We start from the raw sequence: 17,444 nt of genomic DNA on the forward strand, positions 1-17,444 counted from the left end.
CCTACGCCGAACTGGTGGGCACGCTGCGCTTTGCCCACCTTACAGTGCCTGCGTTTAGCGCCTATTGCCGGCGCCCTGCACCCACTGCTCCAGCAATTGCAGGGCCATGGCGCGGTCGTCGTCGGAGGCCTTGGCGAAGGCGCGGTTGTAGCTTTCCTTGATCCAGGTCTCTTCCGTGCTGGCGCTGTCACGCGCCAGGGTCAGCCACATCAGACCGCGGGCGGCCTGTCGCGGCAGACGGTCGCCGTTGAACAGCATCTGGCCAAGGAGCGCCTGCGCCTCGTGCTGGCCTTTCTGCGCGGCAAGACCGAGCCAGCGCGCGCCATAGCGGAAATCCTCACGCGAGGCGTCCGGGGTCTTCAGGTACAGCCGGGCGAGATCGTATTGCGCGTCGGCATTGCCGAAGTAGGACGCCGCATAGGAGAACATCTCCCGCGCCCGCTCCGGATCCGACTTGATCTTCGAGTTCGGGATGCCGCTGAGATAGTAACGGCCGAGCTCGACGAAGGCGTTGGCCACGATCTGTGCCTGCGGCGCAGACGGGCTGTCCTCGGCATGCGCGTTGGCGATCCGGCTGAAATACTCGAAGGCGCGCAGATCGTCCTGGGCGACGCCGTCGCCGTTGGCGTACATGCGGCCAAGCTTCCACTGCGCGATGGGGTGGCCACCCTCGGCGGCATATTGCAGCGCACTGAGCGAGGTCTCCTGAGGCACGGCCGCCGGCGCGATCTTGCCGCGCACGGTCGCCGCGGTCCCCGGCAGGGTGGTCACGACCGGGATGGCCGCGTCCTTCGGGTTGACCGGAGCGCCGTCGAAGGCAAGCGCCGGCGCGGCCAGCGCAGCGGCCCCCAACACAAACGCAACTATGGCACGCCTAGATGTCCGCATAGCACTGTTTCTCGTGCGCGCCGCCCGGATGGGTCACTGCCCCCCCGACCGCTGGTCCAACCTGCTGAGCATATTTCCAGAGCGCACCCGACGTGTGGTTAGTCGCGCGAGCGCTCCATTTGGTCTTGCGCTGGGCGAGCTCGGCGTCGCTCAATTTTACGTTAAGGGTACCGGCGACTGCGTCGATCTCGATGATGTCGCCGTCCGCGAGCAGCCCGATCGGGCCGCCAATGGCGGCTTCCGGCCCGACATGGCCGATACAGAAGCCGCGGGTGGCGCCGGAGAAGCGGCCGTCGGTGATGAGCGCGATCTTGCCGCCCATGCCCTGGCCGGTCAGCGCCGCGGTAGTCTGGAGCATTTCCCGCATGCCGGGGCCGCCCTTCGGCCCCTCGTAGCGGATCACGATGACTTCGCCTTCGCGGTAGGTGCGGTTCTGGACCGCCTCGAAAGCATCCTCCTCACGGTCGAAGCACCTGGCCGGACCGGTGAACCTGAGGTTGGACATTCCCGCGACTTTCACGATCGCACCTTCTGGCGCCAAATTGCCCTTCAGACCGACCACACCGCCTGTCACGGTGATGGGCTTGTCTGCCGGGTGCACCACGTCCTGGTGCGGATTCCACTTCACGCTCTTGAGGTTTTCGGCGATCGTGCGGCCCGTGACGGTAAGGCAATCACCGTGCAGGAAGCCGTTGTCGAGCAGCGTCTTCATCAGAAGCGGTATGCCACCTACTTCAAACATGTCTTTGGCGACATAACGGCCGCCCGGCTTCAAATCCGCGACATATGGTGTCTTTTTGAAGATTTCGGCGACGTCGAATAAGTCGAACTTGATGCCGCACTCATGCGCGATCGCCGGCAGGTGCAGCGCAGCATTGGTCGAGCCGCCGGAGGCTGCGACCACGGCAGCCGCATTCTCCAGTGCCTTGCGGGTGACGATGTCGCGCGGCCGGATGTTGGACGCGATCAAGTCCATGACCTTCTCGCCCGCGGTCATGCAGAAGGCGTCGCGGATTTCATACGGCGCCGGCGCACCAGCCGAGTAAGGCAGGGCAAGGCCAATCGCCTCGGAGACGGTCGCCATGGTGTTGGCGGTGAATTGCGCGCCGCAGGCGCCCGCCGAGGGGCACGCCACGCGCTCGATCTCGTCGAGGTCCTCGTCCGACATGGCACCGACCGAGTGCTTGCCGACGGCCTCGAACATGTCCTGCACGGTGACCTGCTGTCCGCGGAAAGTGCCGGGCAGGATCGAGCCGCCATAGATGAAGATCGAGGGCACGTTGAGACGAACCATCGCCATCATCATGCCGGGCAGCGACTTGTCGCAGCCGGCGAGCCCGACCAGGGCGTCATAGGCATGGCCGCGAACGGTGAGCTCGACCGAGTCGGCGATGCATTCGCGCGACGGCAGCGAGGAGCGCATGCCGTCATGCCCCATGGCGATGCCGTCGGTCACGGTGATGGTGCAGAATTCGCGCGGGGTGCCGCCAGCCGACGCCACGCCCTTCTTCACCGCCTGGGCCTGGCGCATCAGCGCGATGTTGCAGGGAGCGGCCTCGTTCCAGCAGGAGGCGACGCCGACAAAGGGCTGGTGGATCTGCTCGGTGGTCAGACCCATGGCATAAAAATAAGACCGGTGCGGCGCGCGCGCAGGGCCTTCCGTCACGTGACGGCTCGGCAGCCTCTGCTTGTCAATCTTCGCGCCCATCGCAAACCAGTTTCCCCGGTCAACCCTTTCAGACCCGAAAAATCAGAGCCAAGATTTGAATCGACCTTGGGATTTCCGTGACGTCGAGGACCGCCGCTGCCCTTAAAACATGTGAGCGATTTTATTCATGTTTGGGTGTGGCCAAAAAGCGGCGGTGATGCGAACCGCCGGTGATGACGGTTAAATCGGAACCGAGTGTTGCGTAGACGGCACAATCGTTACCGGGAAGACACGGGGCACCTTACTTTGATACCTCGCGAAGATGACGTTCCACAACCTTTGATTTCACAATGCGAGGGGCGCGCCCGGCTTCGCGCTTACTGACGAGAGGCACGCAAGTGAGTCGGCACCTCTGCCGCACTCTCGTGTCCCGGACACGCCGCAACGCCTCTTGGCGTTGCTGCGCAGAGCCGGGACCCAGGAGCGGCCCGGCGCGCTGCAAGAATGGGCCCCGGCTCTGCAGCGCACCGCTGAAGAAGCGCCCCGCTGCGTTCGGGGCACGGGAGCGGAGAGTGGCCGCGCGCTTTCTCCTGCTCGTCATTGCGAGCGAAGCGACTTGTCCGCCGAAGCCTTGGCAAAGGCGGAAGCAATCCAGAATCCTTCCGCGGAGGGATTCTGGATTGCTTCGTCGCAAGGGCTTCTCGCAATGACGGCGTTTGAGGCGTCAGCTTGCTTCTCCAAGTGACGCTGTCATTCCCCGCGAAGGCGGGGAATCCAGTACGCCGCGGCCTCTCGGCCCTATCGCTGGCGCCTCTGGAATACTGGATCGCCCGGAGCGCACGCAGAAGGAACCGCACGGCAGCAAATCCGAATTTCGGTAAATTGGAATATTTTTGGCGAAGCGGATTGACAGAGCGCGACACAGGCAAGGTGCCGTAGCCCGGGTGAGCGAAGCGATAGCCGGGATTTGGCGCGGCAAGCACAAAGGCCCCGGATGTCGCTTTGCTCATCCGGGCTACGAACGTACCAGCGCACTAAAAAAGGGCGGCACAAAGCACCGCCCTTCGCGCGCAATCAAATCCGGGCAGCGTCGAAAAAGATCGCTCAGTACGGCACGTAACGGTAGCCCGGATCGTAATAATAGGGGCTGCCGCCGTAATAGCCGGGACCGTAGTAAGGACGCGGGCCGTAATAATAGCGGTTCTCGTAATATTCCTGACGCCGGCTCTCGGCGATCGCACCGCCGATCACCCCCGCCGCAAGGCCCATGAAGGCGAGACCGGCGGCGTTCGGCCCGCGTCGATAGTAATGGCGACGCCGGGCTGCGCTGAAATCGGTGACGTCGGACGAGCCCTGCCCTGCCGTGACCGGCCTTGCAGACAGCGCCTCAGCCGGCCCTAGGGACGCCGCAGCCGAGGGCGATGTGGAGGTTGCGACCATTGCCAGGCATGCGAACGCGGCCAGCACCAGGTTGCGGCCGGCTGCAGAAATCATCGGTCTAGCAGTCATTTTGACCTCCCATGTTCTCGCGCAACGTAGAGATATGCAAACCACGTTTAATGCGCAAACCACTGAAATGGTTTCCTGATCGCGGCAATCTGCCACGCTTTGAACGATTGTAAACCGAACGGCCGGATCCAGCTTGCACCCTCCAACCTGAGCGGATCATGAACAGCTGCGCCGTTAGAAGTCGCTTACGACAGCGCGCCCAGCACACCCCGCGTCGCCTTGTCGATCTCCTCGACATAGCGGCGGCGGGCGAAGTTTTCGGTGAGAAAGCCGACCACCTTGCGGCTGTCGGTGGAATCCACCACCGCCAGCATTTCGGCTTCGGCCTCGTCGAACACCGCCATCGCCGACTTCACGTTCATTTCCGGAATCAACACGATGTCGATGAGGCGAGCCAGCTCGATCACCTGGATTTCGTCGGCGATGGTGTCGAGGTCGTTGGAGAACAAATCGGGCAACAGGACGAGGCCGACATATTCGTCCGCATTGTTGACGATGACGACGCCGGGCCGCGAGCCCAGCACGAACTCGCGGCGGACGGCGGCGATCGTCGTGGTCGAGGGCACCTTGCCGACGTCGGAGCGCATCAGGCGCTCCACGGTGAGATTGCGCAGCCAGCCGACGTCGTTGGCGCTGCGGATGGTCTCGCCGCGCAGATGCAGGCGCCAGGTCGAGAAGGAATGGCCGAACATGAAGCGGACGCAGATCGAGGTGACGATGCAGCCGGCCAGCACCACGGCGGTGACGTCGACATTGCGGGTCATCTCGAGCACCAGGAACGACATGGTCAGCGGGCCGCCGACGATGGCGACGCCGAGCGTCGCCATGCCCGTCAGCATCGCCACCAGCGGGTCGATCACGAAGTTCGGACTGATCAGCTCCAGCAGCTCGGCGAAGAACTTCCCGATCAGGCTGCCGACGAACAGCGAGGCGAAGAACAGGCCACCGCGGAAGCCCGAGGCCAGCGAGATCAGGCACGCCGTCACCTTCAGGGCGATGATCAGCGCGATCATGCCGATCGCCATCTCGTGAAAGAGATCGAGCACCATGGCGCCGTGGCCGGCCGCCAGGACCTGGGGTGTGACGATCGCGAAACCGCCGACGATGAGACCGCCGATCACCGGACGCAGCCAGACCGGCATCCAGGCGAACAGGCGCTCGAACGTCGGCGAGGAGCGCATCACGGCGATGCCGACGCCGCTGGTGACGAGCGCGAGCCCGATCAGTGCCAGATATTGCTCGACGCCGACGGCGCTGACCTTGGGGATCTCCAGCGAATAAGGCGCGCCGCCGAGCCATTGCGCGGTCAACGCGCCGGCGAGCGAGGCTGCCAGGATGGGGGCCGCGCTGCCGACCGAATAGACGCCAACGATCAGCTCGCAGGCATAGAAGGCGCCGGTGATCGGCGCGCCGAACGCCGCCGCGATCGCCGCGGCAGCGCCGCAACCGACCATCAGGCGCAGATCGTTGCGGCGCAGATTGAAGAACTTGCCGAGCAGCGAAGCGATCCCCGAGCCGATCTGGGTATAGCCCGCCTCGAGGCCGACCGAGGCGCCGCAGCCGTTGGAGATCAGCGTCTGGCTCGACACCACCACGCTGTCGCGCATCGACAGATTGCCGCCGCGCAGCGCGTTCGCCTCGATCGGGTCGACCGCGCTCGAAATCTTCATGCGCCGCCGCGACCATTCCATGATGCCGAGCGCCAGCCCGCCGAGCGCAGGCGCGATCAGTGCCGCCCACGGGCTCACATAGGCGTTGGACGAGAGGCGCACGTCGATGGGGATGCCGTAGATCACCACATGGGCGATCTGCGCGATCTCGGCCATCAGCGTCACGGTCGCCCCGGCCAGCGTGCCAATCACCAGCGCCAGCGGGATCAGGTAGAACTCGTTGCTGCGCAAGAGGGCGCGCAGCCGAACCATGGTCCGGTTCGTTCCCTTGCGATCGACGATATGCCTGATCCGCACGAACACTTTCTGCCTGCCCTACCCTTCCGACAGGCCGTAGCCGGCCATGCGCTGGCGGACCCGCTCGATCTCGTCGCCGGAGAGCAGCGGCGGTTGTCCGATCTGGAGACAGCCGTGATATTGCCGCGCCAGCGTCTCGACCTCGACGGCGAGCCACATCGCCTTGTCCAGTGTCTTGCCGATCGCGATCATGCCGTGATGGTCGAGCAGGCACGCAAGCCGGCCCTCCAGCGCCCGCACCGCATGCTCGGACAATTCCGCGGTTCCGAACGTCGCATAAGGCGCGCAGCGGATGCTGTCGCCGCCGGCCGCCGCGATCATGTAGTGCACCGGTGGAATCTCCATGCCCATGATCGCCAGGATGGTGCAATAGGTCGGATGGGCGTGCACGACGGCGTTGACATCGGGCCGCGACTTCAGGATGTCGCGGTGAAACCGCCATTCGCTCGACGGCTTCTGATCGGGCGCATGTGCGCCGTCCATGGTCATGAAGACGATCTGGTCCGGGGTCATGGCCTCATATGGCACGCTGGTCGGCGTGACCAAAAGCCCGTCCACATGCCGGACAGAGATATTGCCCGAGGTGCCCTGGTTGATGCCGAGCGCGTTCATGCGCCGGCAGGCGTCGATGATGGCCTGTCTCTTGGCGAGCTCGTCTGCTGTCACCGACATCCCGTTTTCCCGACGATGGACTTGTTAGACCGGAAGTACGTCAAAGCAACATGGCAGTGCAAGCGAAAGCGGCCCGGATCGGGTGCCGCCATGGCGCCTTTCCTGCAAAACCACGAAACGGACGGCAAAACCAATGGATTCACGGATTGTCGCAGCCCTATGACAGGCTGCTCCGGACGGCCGCAATCCCGTTGATCACGAACTGCACGGAATAGGCGGCGAGCAGCATGCCGAGAACGCGCGAGAGCACGGCATTCCCGGTGCGTCCGAGGGTGCGCGCGATCAGGTGAGCTGAGACGAAGCACAGCATGCAAAGCAGGCAGACCGAGAGGACGACGGCGATGATGATCGCGAGCCTTGCCCCATGGCCGGCGTCGCCCGAAAGGAGCAGCGTGGTTGCAATCGCCCCCGGGCCGGCCATCATGGGGATGGCCAGGGGAAACACCGCGACATCTGAGGCGTGCTCCGCTGTTGCCTTGTCGGCCTCGCGGGCCTCGCGATGCGGACGATCGCCGAAGATCATCTGGTAGGACACGCCGAACAGCAGCAGTCCGCCGGCGATCTGGAAGGCGGGAATGCCGATCCCGAGCTGGCGGAGCAGCCAGTTTCCGACCAGCGCGATCATCACCAGGATCGAGGCCGCGATCAGCGGCGCTCGCAACGCGATCGTCCGCTTGACCTTGTCGGGCATGCCTCCGGTGGCGGCCAGAAAGGCCGGTGCAAGGCCGACCGGATCGACCACCAGCAGCAGCGTCACGAAAGCGGACAGGGAGAAATCAAGCATGGGCGTCTCGGGCGTGGCTCAGGCAGCAAGCCTTAGCGGCTCGCGGCGGCCTTCGCGAGGAACATTTGCTTTCGAAGAGTCTTGATCGCCTGAGGATTGCGGAAGGCGACGCCTTCCCGTGTCACCTCAAGAGGAGGACATATGGCTAAACGAGCGAAGAAACGCGCAACCAAGAAGACCGCTTCGCGCCGGCCGCGTCAGGCGCCGAAGATGCTGAGCGACCTGTTTCTGGCGACGCTGAAGGACATCTATTTCGCCGAGAACAAGATCATCAAGACCCTGCCGAAGATGGCCAAGGCGGCGCAATCGAAGGATCTGACGGCCGCCTTCAACAAGCACCTGCGCGAGACCCAGGGCCAGGTCAAGCGGCTGGACCAGATCTTCAAGATGCTGGGCAAGCCCGCACGCGGCAAGCCCTGCGAGGCGATCAACGGCATCACCGACGAGGGCGCCGAGATCATGAAGGAGTTCAAGGGAGCACCGGCGCTCGATGCCGGACTGCTCGCGGCCGCCCAGGCGGTCGAGCACTACGAGATCTCCCGCTACGGCACCTTGCGCACCTGGGCCGAGGAGCTCGGCATGCAGGACGCGGCAAGGCTGCTTCAGGCGACGCTCGACGAGGAAGAGGCGACCGACCACACGCTGACCGAGCTCGCGACGTCTGTGATCAACCTCGAAGCGGAAGACGAGTACCGCGCCGCAGCCTGATGCCGTGCGTGGCCTGAATGTTGCCGACGGCGCCGCGGGAACATGTCCGCGGCGCCAATGCGTTTGACTGCAAGGGCTCCTCGGTCGAGGGCAGGCATGTCTCGGACGCGCGCTGGATTTCCGGGGAACCATCCCCATATGCTGTTTTTCCAATCGCAGCGCCTCCCCCCGAGACTTGCCATGCAACCCAAAAATCCCCTCGACTGGATGCTGTCCGAAGCCCTGGACTCGCTGACCCGCGCCGACCGGCTGCGCCAGCAGTTCGGCCGCCAGGAAGCCTGCTGGGAGCCGCCGATCGACGTGCTGGAAACCGAGCACGAGCTTCTGATCCTGGTGGCGCTTCCCGGCGTCAATCCGGACAACGTCGAGACTGTCATTCATGACGGCGTGCTCGTCATCTCCGGCCAGCGCACCCTTCCGCCGGAGCTCCGCAACGCCCGCATCCACCGGCTCGAGCTGCCGCAGGGGCGTTTTGAGCGCCGCATTGCATTGCCCTTCGGCCGCTACGCCATCAGCCGCTTCGTGATGGACGGCTGCGTCGCACTGCGCCTCGCCAAATCCTGAGGTCGATCATGGCCACCGAACAGATGAACAACGAACAGACCAATAACGACGTGAAGATCCCCGACGACGCGCTGATCATCATCCCCGTGCGCGAGATGGTGCTGTTCCCCGGCGCCATCGCGCCGATCACGATCGGCCGGGCAAGGTCGATCGCCGCCGCGCAGCAGGCGCTGCGCGAGCAGCGGCCGGTCGGCATCGTCCTGCAACGCAGCCCCACGACCGAGGAGCCGGGGCCGGACGATCTCTACCGGGTCGCGACCATCGCCAACATCGTGCGCTACATCACCGCGCCCGACGGCACCCACCACATCGTCTGCCAGGGCGTGCAGCGCGCGCGCCTGCTCGACTTCCTGCCGGGGACGCCGTTCCCCGTTGCGCGCTTCCAGCAGATCCCCGAGCCGACCACGACCTCGCCCGAGATCGAGGCGCGCGCCCTGAACCTGCAGCGCCAGGCGATCGAGGCGATCGAGCTGCTGCCGCAGGCACCGCCCGAGCTGGCCGCGATGTTCCAGGGCACCAGTGCGCCCGGTGCGCTGGCGGATCTGGCGACCTCGTTCATGGACATCAAGCCGCAGGACAAGCAGGAGGTGCTGGAGACCATCGACCTCGTTTTGCGCGTCGAGAAGGTGTCCAAGCACCTGGCCGAGCGGCTGGAGGTGCTGCGCATCTCCAACGAAATCGGCCAAAAGACCAAGGCCTCCTTCGACGAGCGGCAGCGCGAGGCGATCCTGCGCGAGCAGATGGCGACCATCCAGCGCCAGCTCGGCGAAGGCGACGGCAAGGCGGCCGAGGTCGCCGAGCTGACTTCTGCCATCGCCAAGGCCAACATGCCGCCCGAGGCCGACGCGCACGCCAAGAAGGAGCTGCATCGCTACGAGCGCATGCCGGAGGCTGCCGGCGAAGCCGGCATGGTCCGCACCTATCTCGACTGGCTGATCGAGCTGCCCTGGGCGCTGCCCGCGGAGAAGCCGATCGATATCAAGGAAGCGCGAGCCATCCTGGACGCCGACCATTTCGGCCTGGAGAAGATCAAGAGCCGGATCATCGAATATCTTGCGGTGCGCAAGCTGGCACCGCAGAGCAAGGCGCCGATCCTGTGCTTCGTCGGTCCGCCCGGCGTCGGCAAGACCTCGCTCGGCCAATCCATCGCCCGCGCGATGGACCGTCCCTTCGTGCGCGTCAGCCTGGGCGGCGTGCACGACGAGGCCGAAATCCGCGGCCACCGGCGCACCTATATCGGCGCGCTGCCGGGCAACATCATTCAGGGCATCAAGAAGGCCGGCGCACGCAACTGCGTCATGATGCTGGACGAGATCGACAAGATGGGGCGTGGCGTGCAGGGCGATCCCTCGGCGGCCATGCTGGAGGTGCTGGACCCCGAGCAGAACGGGACGTTCCGGGACAATTACCTGGGCGTGCCCTTCGATCTGTCGCGCGTGGTGTTCATCGCGACCGCCAACATGCTGGACCAGATCCCGGGGCCGCTGCTGGACCGCATGGAGCTGATCAGCCTCGCCGGCTACACCGAGGACGAGAAGCTGGAGATCGCGCGGCGCTATCTGGTGCGGCGGCAGCTCGAGGCCAATGGCCTGACACCCGAACAGGCCGAGATCGAGCCGGAAGCACTGAAGCTGGTGGTCGAGGGCTACACCCGCGAGGCCGGCGTGCGTAACCTCGAGCGCGAGATCGGCAAGCTGTTCCGGCATGCCGCGGTGCAGGTCGCCGAGGGCACGGCCGCGAAGGTCGTGATAGCGGCGAAGGACATCTCCACCGTGCTCGGCCAGCCGCGCTTCGAAGGCGAGATCGCACAGCGCACCAGCATTCCGGGCGTCGCCACCGGCCTTGCCTGGACGCCGGTCGGCGGCGACATCCTGTTCATCGAAGCCTCCCGGGTGCCCGGCAAGGGCGGCATGATCCTGACCGGCCAGCTCGGCGACGTCATGCGCGAGAGCGTGCAGGCTGCGATGACGCTGGTGAAGAGCCGTGCCACGCAGCTCGGCATCGATCCTCAGCTGTTCGAGAAGAGCGACATCCACGTTCACGTCCCCGCGGGCGCGACCCCGAAGGACGGGCCCAGCGCCGGGGTGGCGATGTTCACGGCACTGACGTCCCTGCTCACCAATCGCACGGTGCGCAGCGATACCGCCATGACCGGCGAGATCTCGCTGCGCGGCCTGGTGCTGCCGGTCGGCGGCATCAAGGAGAAGGTGGTCGCAGCCGCGGCCGCCGGCCTGAAGCGGGTCATGCTGCCGGCGCGCAACAAGCGGGACTATGACGACATCCCGAAGAGCGCGCGGGACAACCTCGAATTCATCTGGCTGGAGCGCGTCGACGAAGCCATCGCGGCGGCGCTGGAGCCGGTCGGGGCCAAGGTCGAAGCGGCGGAGTGAATGCGATGAAGAAACTGCTGGAAAGAGCGAAGGGATCGCGGAAGACGCAGCGGCTGCGCCGATTGCTCGATCGCGCGATCGACCGGGTTCGCGATGCGCTGGCGGCGCCCGGGCCGCAGCTTCAACCGATTCCGGTCCGGGTGAAGCGCCGCAAGGGTTGAGCCCTCCGTCTCAAGTCCTCGCGGCTGCCCCAACCAAAAGGCCCCCTCTACCAAGGGGGCCTTTGCGTCATTAGCCCACGGCGTCCTTGGCCGCCTTGACCGGGCGGGCGCGGACGATCTTCCGGGCCGGCTTGGCCTTGAACATCATCTCTTCACCCGTGAACGGGTTGGTGCCCTTGCGTGCCTTGGTCGCGGGCTTCTTGATGACCACGAACTTGGCGAAGCCCGGCACCAGGAACAGGCCGTTCTTCTTGAGCTCCTTGTGACCGACGTCGGTCAGCGTCTCCATGACGTTCTTGACGTCGCGTTTGGAAAGCTCGGTAGCGGTCGCAATCTTTTCGATCAGCTGCGATTTGGACATTTGGGTTGCCATCGTGTCTCCTCTGATTCGTGACGGCTGCATATTAGACCAACCGGCGAAGGCCTATAGCCTTCTGCACAGTTTTGTCGCGGTTTTGCGGGCTTTTTTGCGCCCATGTGGCAAAGAACCCTGCTTTTTAGCTACTTCCGGAGCGAAAGAAGCCTCAGGCAGCGGATTTTGCCTTGTTTCAAAGGCCCGCACGACATCTTGCTAGAACTGATTCGCCGCTTTCGACAAGCGACGACCGGCCCCTTTGAGTAAGGCGGAGTGCGATTCACCCTGAAAAATAAGGGCCGGATCGATGTCGCCGGTCTTCCTCCCCGTAAAAACAGGGAGAAAGTGAGCGAGCGCTTGGCTAGACGCGCTCGATGATGATGGCGGGCGCCATGCCGCCGGCGGCGCACATGGTGACGAGACCGCGCTTGAGGTCGCGCCGTTCGAGCTCGTCGAGCACGGTGCCGATCAGGATCGAACCGGTGGCACCGATGGGATGACCGAGCGCGATCGAGCCGCCATTGACGTTGACCTTGGCGCGATCGAGCTTGAGGTCGCGGATATATTTTTCCGCCACCACCGCAAACGCCTCGTTGATCTCGAACAGATCGATGTCGTCGACGGTCAAGCCCGCCTTCGCCAGCACCTTGCGCGTCGCCGGCACCGGCGCGTTCAGCATCAGGGTCGGCGAGTCCCCCATATTCGCCATCGCGACCACACGGGCGCGGGCTTTAAGACCATGCGCCCTGGCGTAAGCGGGCGAGGCCAAGAGGATCGCGGCGGCGCCGTCGACGACGCCGGACGAGTTGCCGGCATGGTGCACGAAATCGATCTCGATATCAGGATATTTCTGCAGGATCAGGCCGCGATAGGTCGTGCCCTTGTCGTCCAGCGCGTAGTCGGCGATCGCAGGGAATGCCGGCTTCAGGCTGCTCAGACCCTCCATCGTGGTCTGCGGCCGCGGATACTCCTCGTGGTCGAGCGCAAGGCTGCCGTCCTCGCGGTGGACGGCCACGAGGCTCTTCTTGAAGTACCCGTTCGCCATCGCATCCGCGGCGCGCTTCTGGCTCTCCAGCCCGAGCGCGTCGACGTCCCTTCGGGTAATGCCTTCCAGCGTCGCGATCGCATCCGCGCAGACGCCCTGATGCGACTGCGGATGCCGCGCGCGCAGACGCAGATTGCCGTTGTCCATCATCATCGGACCCGAGCCGCGGCGTCCTTCCATCGACATCATCTCGCAGCCGCCGGCGATGACGAGGTCTTCCGCGCCCGCCATGATCGAGCTCGCGGCCATGTTGACGCTGGTGATGCCGCTTCCGCAGAAGCGGTCGAGCGTCACGGCGCTGGCGCGCACGTCGTAGCCGGCATCGAGCGCCGACATCCGGCCGAGATCGCCGCCTTGCGTCGCGACCTGCGCGCTGCAGCCCCAGACGATGTCGTCGACATCGGCGGTGTCGATGCCGGTGCGCATCGCGAGCGCGCGCAGCACGGTTGCGCCCAGCTGCTGCGGATGAATGCCCGAAAGCGCTCCCTTGCCGGCCTTGCCGACGCCGCGCGGGGTCCGGCAGGCATCGATGATGAGTGCGTCGGTCATGGGCGTGTCCTCTTGTTGTAAGCGTTGAGGACGGTTTTGGATAAGGGGGAGAGGAGAGTCAATGCGCGGCGTTCACCGCTTCTCACCCGGATTTTCCGCTGCACGGTTAGCGCTGAAAGCCTCCACGACGTCATGGCCGGGCCCTATCCCGGCCATCCACGCCTTGGCACGCCGCGCGAGGAAACGTGGATGCCCGGGACAAGCCCGGGCATGACGGCCTCTACACGACGGCGGCGATCACGCTCCCGCCGCGTTGTTCGCGATCACGTTGCGGTAGAAGCTGGCGCTGAGCTTCGGGGTCCGGACCTGAGTGTCGAAATTGACATGGTACAGCCCGAAGCGCTTGTTCAGCCCGTATATCCACTCGAAATTGTCCATCAGGCTCCAGAGGAAATAGCCGCGCACCGGCACGCCTTCCGCCGTGGCGCGCTGGAGCTGGGCGAGATAATTGCGCAGGTACATGATGCGATCGGTGTCGTAGATCTTGCCGTCGGGCGTGACGAAATCGTCGCCGGAGGCGCCGTTCTCGCTGATATAGATCGCATCCGTCTTCCAGATCTTGGCCGCCAGCTTCGGCACCCAATAGATCGTCTCGGGTCCGATGCGCAGCCAGTCCGAATTCATGTGCGGGAACGATTTCGGAATCGGCAGCGGCATGAATCCCGCGCCCTGGTCGGAGGCCACTACGTAGTTCTGCGGCGCGTAGATGTTGAGGCCGAGGAAATCGACCGGCGAGGAGATGATCTTCAGCTCCGCATCTGTGTATTTGGGCGCGTTGGGCCCGGCGAATTTCAGGAAGGCGTCGGTATAGCGGCCCGTCATGATGACGTTGAGATAGCCGGCGTTCATCTCGCGCAGCGCGATCTCGGCAGCGCGAACGTTCTCCGGCGTGTCGATCGCGGGCGCGCAAGCATCGACGTTCTCGGCCGGCCCGACCCTGGTGCCGCGCCGGCCGTGGGCGCGCACCGCCTGGACCGCGAGCCCGTGCGCCAGCGCGCTGTTGTGCCTGATCTGGTTGACCTCGGCTTGCGGCAGTCTCAAGCCCGGCGCGTCGATGCCGATGCCGTAGCCGAAATAGACGAAGCGGCCGCTCTCGTTCAGCGTGAAGACGTTTTTGACGCGATCGGTCAGATGCTCGGCGACATAGGCCGCATAGTCGCCGAAGATCTTGCAGGTCTCCGTCGAGCGCCAGCCGCCAAAGCGATCCTCAAGCGATTGCGGCAGGTCCCAGTGATAGAGCGTCAGCCACGGGTCGATGCCGTTCTTCAAGAGCTCGTCAATGAGCCGGTTATAGAAGTCGAGCCCCTTCGGGTTAGGCTTGCCGTCGCCGTCCGGAAACAGCCGCGGCCACGCCACCGAGAAGCGGTAGGCCTTGCAGCCGAGCGCCTTGATGAGCGCGATGTCCTCCTTGTAGCGGTGATAGTGCTCATTGGCGCGGTCGCCAGTGGTGCCGTCCTCGATCTTGCCGGGGATGCGCACGAACTTGTCCCAGATCGAGGCCCCTCGCCCGTCCTCGTTGACGGCGCCCTCGACCTGATAGGACGAAGTGGCCGTGCCCCAGACAAAGCCGGCCGGAAAGCCGGTGCGCGGCGCTGCTGCCGGCCTCGCCTCGGCCGCATCGAGCGAACCGGTCAGACCGGCTGCAGACAGCCCCGCGAGTTTCGCGAACCGGCGACGCGAGACCTTGTCCGACATTGATGCTTCTCCGCTTCCGAGCCTGTTGCGGGCGCACAATGGCGAGTCCAGGGCAGTTTGAGAAGCGGGGAGCCGAGGGCTGAGGGTGCAGAATTGCCGGACGCGGCAAATTGCCTTCCCTCTCAGGGTGCGCGGCGGATCTTATAGAGAGCGAAGCGTCCGGACCTGTCCAATTCTTCAAGCAGGTCTGGCAGCGGGTTCGCCATGGCAGGGCCAACCAAATAGAGGTAGTCGTAGTCTCGATACCAGGTGCGGATGGCAGCCCTGCCTTCGGGCACGGCTGTTTTTCCTTCGAAGATGGCGCTCAGCCAACGCACCGGCACGGGCGTGCCGTTGGGTATGCTGAGCCGGCGGACATCGTCGCGCACCTGAATCGGCTGCTTGCCCGTCTCGGTGAACACGTTCGCCACGAAAGCATTGGCATAGTGCACGGCGAGCGTCGGCGCGTAATATATGGGGAATTGTGTGAGATCCTCGAACGGCGGATCCTCGCCTTCCGCGCTGGTCCCAATCAGTATCTTCGAGCCCCGGTCGATATGCTGGAGGGACTTGATGACGGCCGCGTACTCCGAACGGTAAGAGAGCCAGACATTGAGCACCACGCCCAGATTTGCGAGCGTGATGCCGCAGACAATGACGAGCGCAGCCATCGTCCATCGTCGATCGGGCAACGACAGCAAGCCAAAAGCCGGAAGTATCAAGGCAATTGCAGGGAGAACTCGGATATCGGCGTACGCCGTGTTAAATAGCCTTGGCGGAATAGCAAGATAGAGTAACGCGAAGCCGGCTGCGATCCAGATCCCGGCAGGCATCAACTTGAGCGCACGGCATCTCGCCGCAATGTATACCGCCACAAGCAGCACGATCGCGCTAGCTCCTGAGACAGCCATGCTGTAGCCATTGACGATGAAGAACGGCCAGAGCAGCTTGCAATCGAAATACCAGAGGGTGCCCTCGTTTCCAACCGAGCCGTGGGCCAGCTTCATTGTCGCCAATAGCACGACCGCCGGTGTTGCAAGCGTGAGGAACCGGAGCGCGATCTCGCGCACGGAACATTTCCGGTCGAAAGCGCGCCACAATTCGTAGAATCCGAGCGTCGCGCCGTAGACGCCCAGGGCAAAGAAATGCGCCGCAAGCAGCACCATGACGGAAGCTGCGTTGACCGCGAGACGTACGGGTGCTGATCGGCCGGCAATGGCCAGATAGGCGGCGATGCCCCAAGGCGCGATGCCGAGGCCGCATTCGAAGTTGGTGAATCCCCAGGAGAACGGAAGGCAGTAAAGGAACATCAACGCCGCGAAGCCGGCGAGGTGAACGCGCCCCTTCACGACCCATTCGAGCGCAAGCGCGCCGCCGACGACGAGTATCTGGCTGAAGAGAAGAAAAAGCCGGGTGGCATTTTCAACGCCGAGCAGCCGCGCCATCTGCGGAACCACCAAGTCCATCGCCAGATTCGGATAGAAAGCCCATGCCGCCTGGTAGTATGGATTGGCATTGGCGGTGCCCATTTCGCTCAGAAGATACATGCGGGCGAGATGGTTGACGTAATCCCCCATCGCCGGAATGGGGACAAGCAGCGTCGGAAGAAACGAGGCGACGGCCAGAAGGGCGAACACCACGGTCGCGACCGATCGATCCGAGCGAGCGGTGCGTGCGACGAAATCTTCTGCGGTCAGGGAAGCCGGTACGTTCACGCAAATGCTCCGGGTGCTGGAACCCGGCCGGGTTGTCGTTATCCTGCGGAACTATTTGCGATAGAGTCTGCTAACAGCACGTTAATCGGTTGAGTGAGCGCGGGATATCTACCCCGCGGAAGAGCATCCCGAGCTTTTGGCAAGTTCAGCTTGCAGATTGGAAGCACGGGGCTTCCGCTGCAAAGGCTTCCTTAACAGTGCATGTCCGCTGCGGACCCCGCCTGGGTCCGCATTCTGCACCGGGTGACCATGGACTTGCCGAGCTCAACAAGCGCGAGGCAGCCGCAGAGCCGGAATTTGCTGGGGTCGAAGTTCGGGTCGTCGCTGGCAAGATGCCGGTTCAACGATCAGTCGACTGGTGCTACGGCCTCGATCAGCGCGAGCGCTTCGGCAACTTTGGCAGCTTGCCAGGGTTGAACGCCGGAGGCGGCTCGATGCGCGAAGGTTCCTGCTGTTCGGTGAGAATGAGCGTTCCCTGAAGAATCATTCCGGGCACTTGTTGTGCCGTCGCGGTGTAAGTCGCGATCTTGCCGGGGCAGTTTCCCTCGATGTCCAAAGTGAGCTCGTCTTCCACGCCGAACACCGTTGCACGTCCGTCGGTATGGCGCTTCGTCGACACGGTGGCAGTGAAGTGATCTCCATCGACCCGACACGAGCCGTGATACGTCATCAGGCTGTCGCGGCCCCAGATCTGTCCGTTCGCGACATGGACGATCCCGGTCCCCTGGTCGAGCGGCGTCTTGTACCACGCCGCATATGTCCCGTCCTTGAGCATGGGAGCAGTCTCCCTGACAATCCTCCACATCATCCGCATG

The 17,444-nt window shown here is 64.2% G+C and carries 15 protein-coding genes; 4 read left to right on the forward strand and 11 right to left on the reverse strand.

The genetic code is table 11. The features are described from left to right. Nucleotides 1-54 precede the first annotated feature (54 nt). From UNPA324_RS05175 to UNPA324_RS05205, 6 genes are all read right to left on the reverse strand, one after another. Complete coding sequence (locus tag UNPA324_RS05175; RefSeq protein WP_128919410.1) at nt 55-888, reverse strand: tetratricopeptide repeat protein; 834 nt, start codon at nt 886-888, stop codon at nt 55-57. After that, a complete protein-coding gene (ilvD, locus tag UNPA324_RS05180) occupies nt 875-2,596 on the reverse strand; it encodes a dihydroxy-acid dehydratase (protein WP_141933824.1) in 1,722 nt (573 codons plus the stop codon). The genes UNPA324_RS05175 and ilvD overlap by 14 nt, the downstream gene beginning before the upstream one ends. 1,044 nt (nt 2,597-3,640) lie before the next feature. After that, nucleotides 3,641-4,045 (reverse strand): hypothetical protein, encoded by a 405-nt coding sequence (locus UNPA324_RS05190; RefSeq protein WP_128919809.1) that lies wholly within the window; start codon nt 4,043-4,045, stop codon nt 3,641-3,643. A gap of 185 nt (nt 4,046-4,230) precedes the next feature. Beyond that, nucleotides 4,231-6,018 (reverse strand): chloride channel protein, encoded by a 1,788-nt coding sequence (locus tag UNPA324_RS05195; protein WP_128919808.1) that lies wholly within the window; start codon nt 6,016-6,018, stop codon nt 4,231-4,233. A 12-nt stretch (nt 6,019-6,030) separates the two neighbouring features. Further along, the gene (locus UNPA324_RS05200) at nt 6,031-6,684 is read right to left on the reverse strand and encodes an L-fuculose-phosphate aldolase (protein ID WP_181769297.1); all 654 of its coding nucleotides are present in this window, start codon (nt 6,682-6,684) and stop codon (nt 6,031-6,033) included. Between the two features lie 157 nt (nt 6,685-6,841). Then, nucleotides 6,842-7,468 (reverse strand): MarC family protein, encoded by a 627-nt coding sequence (locus UNPA324_RS05205; protein WP_128919807.1) that lies wholly within the window; start codon nt 7,466-7,468, stop codon nt 6,842-6,844. A gap of 141 nt (nt 7,469-7,609) precedes the next feature. Between UNPA324_RS05205 and UNPA324_RS05210 the strand changes: the two genes are divergently transcribed. The 4 genes from UNPA324_RS05210 (at nt 7,610) to UNPA324_RS35020 (ending at nt 11,291) form a co-directional block, all read left to right on the forward strand. Beyond that, nucleotides 7,610-8,176 (forward strand): YciE/YciF ferroxidase family protein, encoded by a 567-nt coding sequence (locus tag UNPA324_RS05210; RefSeq protein WP_128919806.1) that lies wholly within the window; start codon nt 7,610-7,612, stop codon nt 8,174-8,176. Nucleotides 8,177-8,356: 180 nt separating this feature from the next. Continuing rightward, nucleotides 8,357-8,740 carry an Hsp20/alpha crystallin family protein gene (locus tag UNPA324_RS05215; protein WP_128919805.1) on the forward strand — a complete coding sequence of 128 codons (384 nt, stop codon included), beginning with the start codon at nt 8,357-8,359 and terminating at the stop codon, nt 8,738-8,740. Nucleotides 8,741-8,748: 8 nt separating this feature from the next. After that, nucleotides 8,749-11,130 (forward strand): endopeptidase La, encoded by a 2,382-nt coding sequence (gene lon, locus UNPA324_RS05220; protein WP_141933827.1) that lies wholly within the window; start codon nt 8,749-8,751, stop codon nt 11,128-11,130. Next, a complete protein-coding gene (locus UNPA324_RS35020; protein ID WP_164937393.1) occupies nt 11,127-11,291 on the forward strand; it encodes a hypothetical protein in 165 nt (54 codons plus the stop codon). The genes lon and UNPA324_RS35020 overlap by 4 nt, the downstream gene beginning before the upstream one ends. A gap of 70 nt (nt 11,292-11,361) precedes the next feature. Here UNPA324_RS35020 and UNPA324_RS05225 read toward each other — a convergent pair whose 3' ends face one another. The 5 genes from UNPA324_RS05225 to UNPA324_RS05245 form a co-directional block, all read right to left on the reverse strand. Further along, nucleotides 11,362-11,664, reverse strand: a complete 303-nt coding sequence (locus UNPA324_RS05225) for an HU family DNA-binding protein (RefSeq protein WP_025037698.1) — start codon at nt 11,662-11,664, stop codon at nt 11,362-11,364. A 343-nt stretch (nt 11,665-12,007) separates the two neighbouring features. Next, nucleotides 12,008-13,240, reverse strand: coding sequence for an acetyl-CoA C-acetyltransferase (locus tag UNPA324_RS05230; protein WP_141933829.1), 1,233 nt, complete (start codon nt 13,238-13,240; stop codon nt 12,008-12,010). A 237-nt stretch (nt 13,241-13,477) separates the two neighbouring features. Beyond that, nucleotides 13,478-14,935, reverse strand: coding sequence for a GH1 family beta-glucosidase (locus UNPA324_RS05235; RefSeq protein WP_141933831.1), 1,458 nt, complete (start codon nt 14,933-14,935; stop codon nt 13,478-13,480). 122 nt (nt 14,936-15,057) lie between these two features. Further along, the gene (locus UNPA324_RS05240; protein ID WP_141933832.1) at nt 15,058-16,629 is read right to left on the reverse strand and encodes a putative glycosyltransferase family protein; all 1,572 of its coding nucleotides are present in this window, start codon (nt 16,627-16,629) and stop codon (nt 15,058-15,060) included. A 373-nt stretch (nt 16,630-17,002) separates the two neighbouring features. Next, nucleotides 17,003-17,404, reverse strand: coding sequence for a hypothetical protein (locus UNPA324_RS05245; RefSeq protein WP_164936297.1), 402 nt, complete (start codon nt 17,402-17,404; stop codon nt 17,003-17,005). Nucleotides 17,405-17,444: the final 40 nt, after the last annotated feature.

Origin of the sequence: Bradyrhizobium sp. UNPA324 (genome assembly GCF_006658635.1) — a bacterium.
Classification (GTDB): domain Bacteria; phylum Pseudomonadota; class Alphaproteobacteria; order Rhizobiales; family Xanthobacteraceae; genus Bradyrhizobium; species Bradyrhizobium nanningense.